Source organism: Mesorhizobium sp. M4B.F.Ca.ET.089.01.1.1, from assembly GCF_004022605.1.
Lineage (GTDB): Bacteria > Pseudomonadota > Alphaproteobacteria > Rhizobiales > Rhizobiaceae > Mesorhizobium > Mesorhizobium abyssinicae.
The window spans coordinates 1-8,272 of the sequence record NZ_RZOS01000250.1 but is presented as its reverse complement, the minus strand read 5'-3'; the positions used below and the strand labels follow the sequence as shown (position 1 = coordinate 8,272).

The following is an 8,272-nucleotide window of genomic DNA, read 5'->3' as shown; positions in this document are numbered from 1 at the left end:
AGGGGAGTGGGGAAATAGGGGCCTCTAGGTACCACAAGCCGCGTGAATAGTCCCGCCGCTGTCACTACTCCCTTACTGCCCTACACCCTTACTCCCTTAACTACGCATCCTTCTCGGCCTGCTCGTTCACCGGGCCCGGCTCGACCGGCGCTTCCGCGGCCGCGGCCTTCGGGCCGCCCTTGGCGACACCGACCATGGCGGGCCTCAGCACGCGCTCGCCGATCGAATAGCCCGGCTGCACGACCTGGACGACGGTGCCGGCGGGAACGTCGGGATTGGGCACCTCGAACATCGCCTGATGGAAGTTCGGGTCGAACTTCTCGCCTTCCGGCGCGAGCTTCTTCACCCCATGCCGCTCCAGCGCCGAAAGCATGGCACGCTCGGTGAGGTCGACGCCCTCAATCAGCGCCTTGAAGCCGGCATCTCCGCTAGCCTTCGCCTCGGCCGGAATGGCGTCCAGCGCGCGGCGCAGATTGTCCGACACAGACAGCATGTCGCGGGCGAAATTGGCGACCGCATAGCTGCGCGCGTCATGCACGTCGCGCGCCGTGCGGCGGCGCAGATTCTCCATCTCGGCCGCCACGCGCAGCGCGCGGTCCTTCAGTTCCTCGTTTTCCTTCAGCAGCCGCACCAGCGCCTCATAGTCGCCGTCGACGCTGCCCTCCGGACGCTCGCCACCGGCCTCGCTAGGCTCGATATCCTCGGGCGCGCGTTCGTCTTTTGCCTGGTCGCTCATCGCCGTTTCCCGTCGTTCCGGATGGTTTGGATTTGCGCCCGATATCGAGGTTTGAAGGCCAAAAATCAAGGGGCAAGCGACCCAATGCAGTTTCGCGGCGCCTCCAGGGAACCGTTCGACATTAAATCAAATTTTACCTTACCCGCCAGCTTCGCTTGCCAGAATGCGATAGCGACGGAACCATTGCCGGGGCGAGGGAGTTTCGAAGCCGACACAGGAATTGGGACGATGAGCGGCAACAAAGACCACAGGCAAGCGGAACTCGCCGCCGATATCAGACGACAGCTTGGCAGCGAAGCGACGAAGCGCTTCCTGCGCACGCTGCCGTCATTCCGCCTGGAAACGACCACGCCAGAGCATTTCCGCGACCTGCTCGACCAGTTGGACGACTTAGAGACCGGCGAGGCCGACGGCGAACGCCGCCAGTAGACCGCACGAACCGCCCCCGTCGCGTGGCAATTACGCGCAGTAATTTCGCGTGATCGCCGTCTTGCCGGGGCGGGACGCCCTGCCTATGGTTCCTGATGAACATGATTTCCCCCGAGATGGCGGCCAACAGCAAGCGCGCCTGGTTGAAGATCCTGGCGCGCTACAAGAAGCCTGACCGGCGGCGCAGCGCCATCGAGCTCGCCATCACCCTCATCCCTTTCGTCACACTCTGGGCTCTGTCTTCGGCTGCCTATTCCTACGGCCATTGGTGGGGGCTGACCCTCGTCGTTCCGGCGGCCGGCTTTCTGGTGCGGATATTCATGATCCAGCACGATTGCGGCCACGGCTCCTTTTTCGCCAATCGTTATGCGGACGACTGGATCGGCCGCGCCCTCGGCGTGCTCACGCTGACGCCTTATGATTGCTGGCGGCGCGCCCATGCCACCCATCACGCCAGCGCCGGCAATCTCGACGAGCGCGGCATGGGCGACATCAGGACACTGACCGTCGCCGAATACCGGCAGCTATCCTGGCCTGGCCGCCTTGCCTATCGCCTCTATCGCCATCCGCTGGTGATGTTTGGTCTCGGCCCGATATGGCTTTTCATCTTCGAGCAGAGGCTGCCGGTCGGCATGATGCGCGGCGGCCTGACGCCGTGGGTGTCATCCATGGCGACCAATCTCGGCATCGCGCTCGCCGCGGTGACACTCATCTGGCTTGTCGGGCCGGGCGCGTTCCTGGTCGTCCACCTGCCGATCGTGATCCTCGCAGGCTCGGCCGGCGTCTGGCTGTTCTATGTCCAGCATCAGTTCGAGGAGACCGAATGGGCGAAGGATCCCGATTGGGAATTCCAGCGCGCCGCGCTGCATGGATCGTCCTACTACGACCTGCCGCCGGTGCTGAACTGGTTCACCGGCAATATCGGCGTCCATCACGTCCACCACCTCTCCGCCAAGGTGCCGTGCTACCGGCTTCCGGAAGTGCTGCGGGATTATCCGGAACTGCGGCGGATCGGCCGCGTCACGCTTCTCGACAGCCTGCGCTGCGTGAAGCTGGCGCTATGGGACGAAAACCGCGGCAAGCTGGTGTCGTTCCGCGAAGCGCGCTTGCCGCTTGAGGCATGCCGCTCAAGGGCGTTTCGGCGCGCCTTAAGAGCGGCTCAATATCCATTGCCCGCCGCACCGGGATGCGGCGGGTTTCTTCAAACCTTGCTCAGGCCGCCTTGCGTTCGTCGCGCATCAGCGCCTTGCCGTCGCGGATCTCGGTGCCGAGCACCTTCAGGCATTCGCGCATAAACGCTGCAAGGCCAGGCCAGCCCTTGGCCGATACCAGATTGCCATCGACATGGGCGCCGGTCGGCGCGACATCGATGTAGATGCCGCCGGCCAGCGTCACCTCCGGCTCGCAATATTGCAGCGCCGCGACCTCGCGGCCGCGCACCACGCCATCGACGGCGATCAGGATCTGCACGCCGTGGCAGATGGTGAAGATCGGCTTGCCGGTCTCGTGGAAATGCCTGACCAGCGCCTGCACCCGCTTGTCGATGCGGATGTATTCCGGCCCGCGCCCGCCGGCCGCATAGACAGCGTCGTAATCCGCCGGGTTCACCTCGGCGAAGGTCTTGTTGAGGATGTAGTCGTGGCCGAGCTTTTCGGTGTAGGTCTGGTGGCCTTCGAAATCGTGCAGCGAGGTCTTCAAGATGTCGCCGGCCTTCTTGTCGGGGCAGACGACATGCACCGTATGGCCAACCGCATGCATGGCCTGTTCGAAGACGAAAATCTCATACTCCTCGCTGAACTCGCCAACGAGCATCAAAATCCTTTTGCCTGCCATGCCGGTTCCTCCCTTAGCTGGCTATTTATTTCGAGCCACGAAATATAGCCCTATCGTAAGGGCAAGCAGGCCGGAGGGGAAGCGCAAATCGCAAGATTGGTCCTACCAGATTGATTCCGTGGCGCCCGGTAAGCGACAAAGGCAAGGCTTCCGGAGCAAAACCGGACAGGCTGGTCTGACCAAGACGGCGTCAGGCAGCCGCCCGGATCATATCCGCCGCCTTCTCGGCGATCATGATCGTCGGCGCATTGGTGTTGCCGCCGACGAGTGTCGGCATCACCGAGGCGTCGACGACGCGCAGCCCTTGCAGCCCGCGCACCTTGAGCTGCGGATCGACGACGGCCATCTCGTCGATGCCCATCTTGCAGGTGCCGGCCGGGTGATAGATCGTGTCGGCGCGGGCCCTGATATGCGCCATCAGCTCGGCGTCGCTGGCAGCGCCGGCGGTGTAGATTTCCTTCTGGCGATACCTGGCCAGCGCCGGCGCCTCCAATATGCCGCGCGTCATCCGCACGCCCCGGAGCAGAAGCTCGGCGTCGCGCTCGTCCTCGAGGAAGCGCGGGTCGATGCGCGGCGGCGCCAGCGGGTTCGCGCTCGTAAGCCCGACCTCGCCGCGCGAATGCGGCCTCAGCACGCAGACATGGCAGGAGAAGCCATAACCCATATGCAGCTTGCGGCCGTGATCATCGACGATGGCGATGCAGAAATGCAGTTGCAGGTCGGGCCGCTCGGCCGCCGCGTCGGATTTGAGGAAGGCGCCGGCCTCCGCATAGGGCGTGGCGATCATGCCGGTGCCGTCCTTGCGCCAGCGCAGCATGTGCCTGAGCAGTCCGGGCAGGCCGCGGAGTCCGATGCCCATCAGCTCGGTCTCGCGCGACTTCCAGGCCAGGATGAAATCGAGATGGTCCTGCAGGTTCTTGCCGACACCGGGCAGTTCATGGACGAGCGGAATGCCGTGCACTGCCAGCTCCACCGCCGGACCGATGCCGGAAAGCAGCAGCATTTGCGGCGAGCCGAAGGCGCCACCGCACAGGATGACCTCGCGCCTGGCTTCCGCCACGGCTTCGCTCTTGCCGGCACGATAGCGCACGCCCGTCGCGCGCTTGCCGTCGAGCACCACCCCGGTCGCCTGCGCGCCGGTGATGACGGTGAGGTTCGGCCGGCCCATCGCCGGATGCAGATAGGCTGCCGCGGCCGAGCAGCGCTCGCCATTGCGCCGCTCGCCCCAGAATTGCGTGACCTGGTAGAGCCCCACCCCTTCCTGCTCGGGCCCGTTGAAATCGTCGTTGCGCCTGATCTGGTTTTCGCCGCAGGCCTCGATGAAGGCATTCGAGATCGAACGCGGTTCCTGCTGCTCGGCCACCCTGAGCGGTCCGTCGCCGCCGTGCAGCGCGTCAGTGCCGCGCTGGTTGCCTTCGGCGCGCCGGAAATAGGGCAGCACCTCGCTCCACGACCAGCCGTCGCAGCCGAGATCGGCCCATTCGTCATAGTCGCTGGGGTGGCCGCGCGTGTAGAGCATGGCGTTGATGGCGCTTGAGCCGCCCAGCGCCTTGCCGCGCGGCTGGTAGCCCTTGCGGCCGCCAAGCCCTTCCTGCGGCACCGTCTCAAAGCCCCAATTGTTGATCTTCGGCCTGCCCGGCAGCAGCGCGATGATGCCCGCCGGCGCGCGGATCAGGAGATCCTTGCCTTCGCCGCCCGCCTCGATCAGGCAGACCGTCTTCGATGCATCCTCGGAAAGCCTGGCGGCAAGCGTGCAGCCGGCGGAACCGCCGCCGGCGATGACATAGTCGTAGCGCATGGTCTCCTCCCGGCGGATGTTTCCGTCCGTGCGGTCAGAGAAAGCCTGCTTGCGCGCGTTGTAAAGACGTCGACGAGTTACCGCAGGGTCAGCCGGCGCGTTTGCGCCGCCATGAATATTTCGGCCCCTTGGCCTCCGACTCGGCGGTCGGCTGGTAGTAGAGCCCCAGCCCGCCGGTGCGGCCTTCCTCCAGCCGCTTCAAAAGCACCGGGTTCGAGATTTCGAACTCGTCGAAGCCGACCCGCAGCATATGCGGCAACTGGTCGACCAGCACCTGGCCGGTGGCGCGGACCGCGCCTTCGAAATGATGGCGGCTGCGCAGCAATTCGCCCTTGGAGAAGGAGCGGCCGTCATTGAACGCCGGGAACGCCAGCGCCACCAGCTGTCGCTGGTCGAGCAGGCCGACGATCTTGTCGAGCTCGTCGCCGGGCTGCAGCAGCACCCCGATGCGTTCCCTGGCCGACTTGCGCACCTCAAGGTCGAGCCCCAGGAACGCCTGCAGCGGCAGGATGAAGCGGCCGTTGCCGGCGAGCGCCTCGGCGCTCTCGGCCTGGATCCACTCGTCCTCGCGGAAACCGTTCGGGGTCCAGAGGCGGGTTTCCGATTTGGTCGGTTCAGTCATCAAAATTCCCAAAATCCAAAAATCAAAGGATGTGTCGCGTTTCAGGTCAGGCCGAGCCGGAGCGGAGCGTCCCGTGAGCACCGGAAACGCAGGAAACCGAAGATTGCGGGCCGGCCTCACCTGAGTATCAACATAGCCTAAAGGGATGCGTCGGTCAGCGACTTCTCCAGGCCTGAAAGGTGGATGCCGCACTCTGTCTTGGCGTGCCCGGCCCAGCGGCCGCTGCGCGCGTCCTCGCCCGGCTGTACCGGCTGCGTGCACGGGAAGCACCCGATCGACAGATAGCCATAGGCGACGAGCGGATTTTCGCGCAGCGCGTGCGCGCGCATGTAGTCGGCCTGGTCCGCCGTCGTCCAGTGCGCCAGCGGATTGATGCGGATGCGCGAGCCGACGGCCTCGAAGACCGGAAGCGCCGCGCGCGTCGAGGCCTGGAAGCGCTTGCGCCCGGTGAACCAGGCGCGGAACGGCTCGACGCCGCGCGCCATCGGCTCGACCTTGCGCACGTTGCAGCAGGCGTCGGTGTTGGTTTCGTGCAGCCTGCCGGTCGGATCGACCCGCTCGAGCGCGGCCTCTTCCGGCTTGATCACCCTGATATCGGTGAAGCCGAAATCGGCGACCAGCGCATCGCGATAGCCGAGCGTTTCCTCGAAATGCTTGCCGGTGTCGAGGAAGATCACCGGCAGCGCGCGGTCAACCTTGGCGATCATGTGCAGCAGCACGGCGGAATCGGCGCCGAAGGAGGAAACCGCGGCGATGCCGCCGCGAAACAGCTCGTTCGCCGAGCGCTCGATGACCTCGATCGGGCTCAGGTGACCGTAAAGCGCGTCCAGCCCCGCCGCCTCGGCGGCGACGCCGGCCTCGACATCAACGACCCGGTCAAGCGGCCTTGGTTTCGCCAGCATAGAGCGCCTCCTTGAACGGCGCGGGACCGACTCTGCGGTAGGCGTCGATAAAACGTTCCGAGGGACTGAGCCGAAGGCCGAGATAGGTATCGACGATCTGCTCGATGGCGTCGGTGATCTCTTCCGACGAGAAGCCGCGGCCGATGATCTCGCCGACGGAGGTGTTCTCGTCGGCCGAGCCGCCGAGGGTGACCTGGTAAAGCTCGGAGCCCTTCTTCTCGACGCCGAGAATGCCGATGTGGCCGACATGATGATGGCCGCAGGCATTGATGCAGCCGGAGATCTTCAGCTTTAATTCGCCGATCTCGCGCTGCCGTTCCAGCGAAGCGAAGCGCTGCGAGATCTCCTGCGCCACCGGAATGGAACGGGCCGTGGCCAGCGCGCAATAGTCGAGGCCGGGGCACGAGATGATGTCGCTGATCAGATTGGAGTTGGCCGTCGCCAGGCCGATGTCGACCAGCGCGTCATAGACGGCCTTCAGATCGGCGCGCGCCACATGCGGCAGGATCAGGTTCTGCTCATGGCTGACGCGCAGTTCGTCGAAGGCGTATTTCTCGGCAATGTCGGCGACAGCCTCCATCTGGCTGTCGGTGGCGTCGCCCGGCACCTCGCCGATGCCCTTCAGCGAGATCGTCACCGCCGCATAGTCGGGATGGCGATGCGTCACCACATTCTGGTCGAGCCATTCCGAGAAATTCTTGGAATCGAGCCGCGCCAGCTTCACTGCCGCGTCGCCTTCCGGCCGCTCGGCCAGACCCGGCGGCGTGAAATAGGCGTTGATGGCCTGGATGTCGGCTTCCGGCAGCTTCAGCTCGGCGTCCTTCAGCTCCTGCCACTCGGCCTCGACCTGGCGCGTGATCTCCTCGACGCCGGTCTCGTGGACGAGGATCTTGATGCGCGCCTTGTACTTGTTGTCGCGGCGGCCATAGAGGTTGTAAACGCGCAGGATCGCCGTGCAGTAGGAGAGAAGATCGGCTTCCGGCAGGAAGTCGCGGATCTTCCGCGCCACCATCGGGGTGCGGCCCTGGCCGCCACCGACATAGACGGCGAAGCCGAGCTCGCCGGCCGCGTTCTTCTTCAGGTGCAGGCCGATGTCATGCGTCTGGATGGCGGCGCGGTCGCGCTCGGCGCCCGTCACCGCGATCTTGAACTTGCGCGGCAGGAACGAAAATTCTGGATGCACCGACGACCATTGCCGCAGGATCTCGGCATAGGGCCGCGGATCGGCGACCTCGTCGGCTGCAGCGCCGGCGAAGTGATCCGCGGTGACATTGCGGATGCAGTTGCCGGAGGTCTGGATGGCATGCATCTCGACGCTGGCGAGATCGGCCAGGATCGCGGGAATGTCGGACAGCGCCGGCCAGTTGAACTGGATGTTCTGGCGCGTGGTGAAATGGCCGTAGCCCTTGTCGTACTTGCGCGCGATGTGGCCGAGCATGCGCATCTGCTTGCTGTTCAGCGTCCCATAGGGCACGGCGATGCGCAGCATATAGGCATGCAGCTGCAGATAGACGCCGTTCATCAGCCTCAGCGGCCGGAACTGGTCCTCGGTGATCTCGCCGGCGAGCCGGCGCTGCACCTGGTCGCTGAACTCGGCGACGCGGGCCTGAACGAAATCGTGGTCGAACTCATCGTAACGGTACATGCTTCGTCTTTCAGGGCGCGTCCGCCCGCATTGCCTGTTTGGTCTATGCCGCCTGCACGGGTTGCGGGCTTGCCTGCTTGCCGAGATCTTCGCGGATGGTCGGCCCGGCGGCGCGGATCTTTTCGCGCAGCCGCACCGGCTCGACCAACCCGTCGACCACCGTGACGTCGATCAAGTTGACGTCGACGACCTCGTTGTTGGCGTAGGCCGCGGCGCCGATCGCTTCCAGCCGGTCCTCCGCCGCCTTGTCGTGGGCGAGGTCGGCGCCGCCGACCGTTTCCGCCCAGCCGCCATCGGCGTACCAGAC

8 protein-coding genes and 1 pseudogene are annotated in these 8,272 nt (G+C 65.1%); 2 read left to right on the top strand and 7 right to left on the bottom strand.

Annotated features, from left to right (window positions below; all coding sequences use genetic code 11):
- Positions 1-100: 100 nt before the first annotated feature.
- Positions 101-736, bottom strand: coding sequence for a nucleotide exchange factor GrpE (grpE, locus tag EN780_RS21450; protein ID WP_128275249.1), 636 nt, complete (start codon positions 734-736; stop codon positions 101-103).
- A 228-nt stretch (positions 737-964) separates the two neighbouring features.
- Here grpE and EN780_RS21445 point away from each other — a divergent pair, with 228 nt between their 5' ends.
- Both EN780_RS21445 and EN780_RS21440 read left to right on the top strand, forming a co-directional pair.
- On the top strand, positions 965-1,165 hold the full coding sequence (locus EN780_RS21445; protein WP_128275248.1) for a hypothetical protein: 201 nt from the start codon (positions 965-967) through the stop codon (positions 1,163-1,165).
- A gap of 95 nt (positions 1,166-1,260) precedes the next feature.
- Positions 1,261-2,274, top strand: a pseudogene (locus tag EN780_RS21440) (fatty acid desaturase); the annotation flags it as partial.
- A gap of 103 nt (positions 2,275-2,377) precedes the next feature.
- Here the strand turns inward: EN780_RS21440 and EN780_RS21435 are convergent.
- The 6 genes from EN780_RS21435 to EN780_RS21410 all read right to left on the bottom strand — a co-directional run.
- Positions 2,378-2,998, bottom strand: a complete 621-nt coding sequence (locus EN780_RS21435) for a DJ-1/PfpI family protein (RefSeq protein WP_126058281.1) — start codon at positions 2,996-2,998, stop codon at positions 2,378-2,380.
- A gap of 190 nt (positions 2,999-3,188) precedes the next feature.
- The gene (locus tag EN780_RS21430) at positions 3,189-4,796 is read right to left on the bottom strand and encodes a GMC family oxidoreductase N-terminal domain-containing protein (protein WP_128275247.1); all 1,608 of its coding nucleotides are present in this window, start codon (positions 4,794-4,796) and stop codon (positions 3,189-3,191) included.
- 88 nt (positions 4,797-4,884) lie between these two features.
- Positions 4,885-5,418, bottom strand: coding sequence for a DUF934 domain-containing protein (locus tag EN780_RS21425; RefSeq protein ID WP_128275246.1), 534 nt, complete (start codon positions 5,416-5,418; stop codon positions 4,885-4,887).
- A gap of 137 nt (positions 5,419-5,555) precedes the next feature.
- A complete protein-coding gene (locus EN780_RS21420) occupies positions 5,556-6,320 on the bottom strand; it encodes a phosphoadenylyl-sulfate reductase (protein ID WP_128275245.1) in 765 nt (254 codons plus the stop codon).
- Positions 6,295-7,965 (bottom strand): nitrite/sulfite reductase, encoded by a 1,671-nt coding sequence (locus EN780_RS21415; protein ID WP_127282389.1) that lies wholly within the window; start codon positions 7,963-7,965, stop codon positions 6,295-6,297. The genes EN780_RS21420 and EN780_RS21415 overlap by 26 nt, the downstream gene beginning before the upstream one ends.
- A 43-nt stretch (positions 7,966-8,008) precedes the next feature.
- A partial coding sequence (locus tag EN780_RS21410) for a DUF2849 domain-containing protein (protein WP_128275244.1) occupies positions 8,009-8,272 on the bottom strand: 264 nt, incomplete at its 5' end.

Excerpts from the sequence above, each read along its gene's own strand:
- grpE (WP_128275249.1), bottom strand. The coding sequence starts at position 736 with ATGAGCGACCAGGCAAAAGACGAACGCGCGCCCGAGGATATCGAGCCT.
- EN780_RS21445 (WP_128275248.1), top strand. The coding sequence starts at position 965 with ATGAGCGGCAACAAAGACCACAGGCAAGCGGAACTCGCCGCCGATATC.
- EN780_RS21435 (WP_126058281.1), bottom strand. The coding sequence starts at position 2,998 with ATGGCAGGCAAAAGGATTTTGATGCTCGTTGGCGAGTTCAGCGAGGAG.
- EN780_RS21430 (WP_128275247.1), bottom strand. The coding sequence starts at position 4,796 with ATGCGCTACGACTATGTCATCGCCGGCGGCGGTTCCGCCGGCTGCACG.
- EN780_RS21425 (WP_128275246.1), bottom strand. The coding sequence starts at position 5,418 with ATGACTGAACCGACCAAATCGGAAACCCGCCTCTGGACCCCGAACGGT.
- EN780_RS21420 (WP_128275245.1), bottom strand. The coding sequence starts at position 6,320 with ATGCTGGCGAAACCAAGGCCGCTTGACCGGGTCGTTGATGTCGAGGCC.
- EN780_RS21415 (WP_127282389.1), bottom strand. The coding sequence starts at position 7,965 with ATGTACCGTTACGATGAGTTCGACCACGATTTCGTTCAGGCCCGCGTC.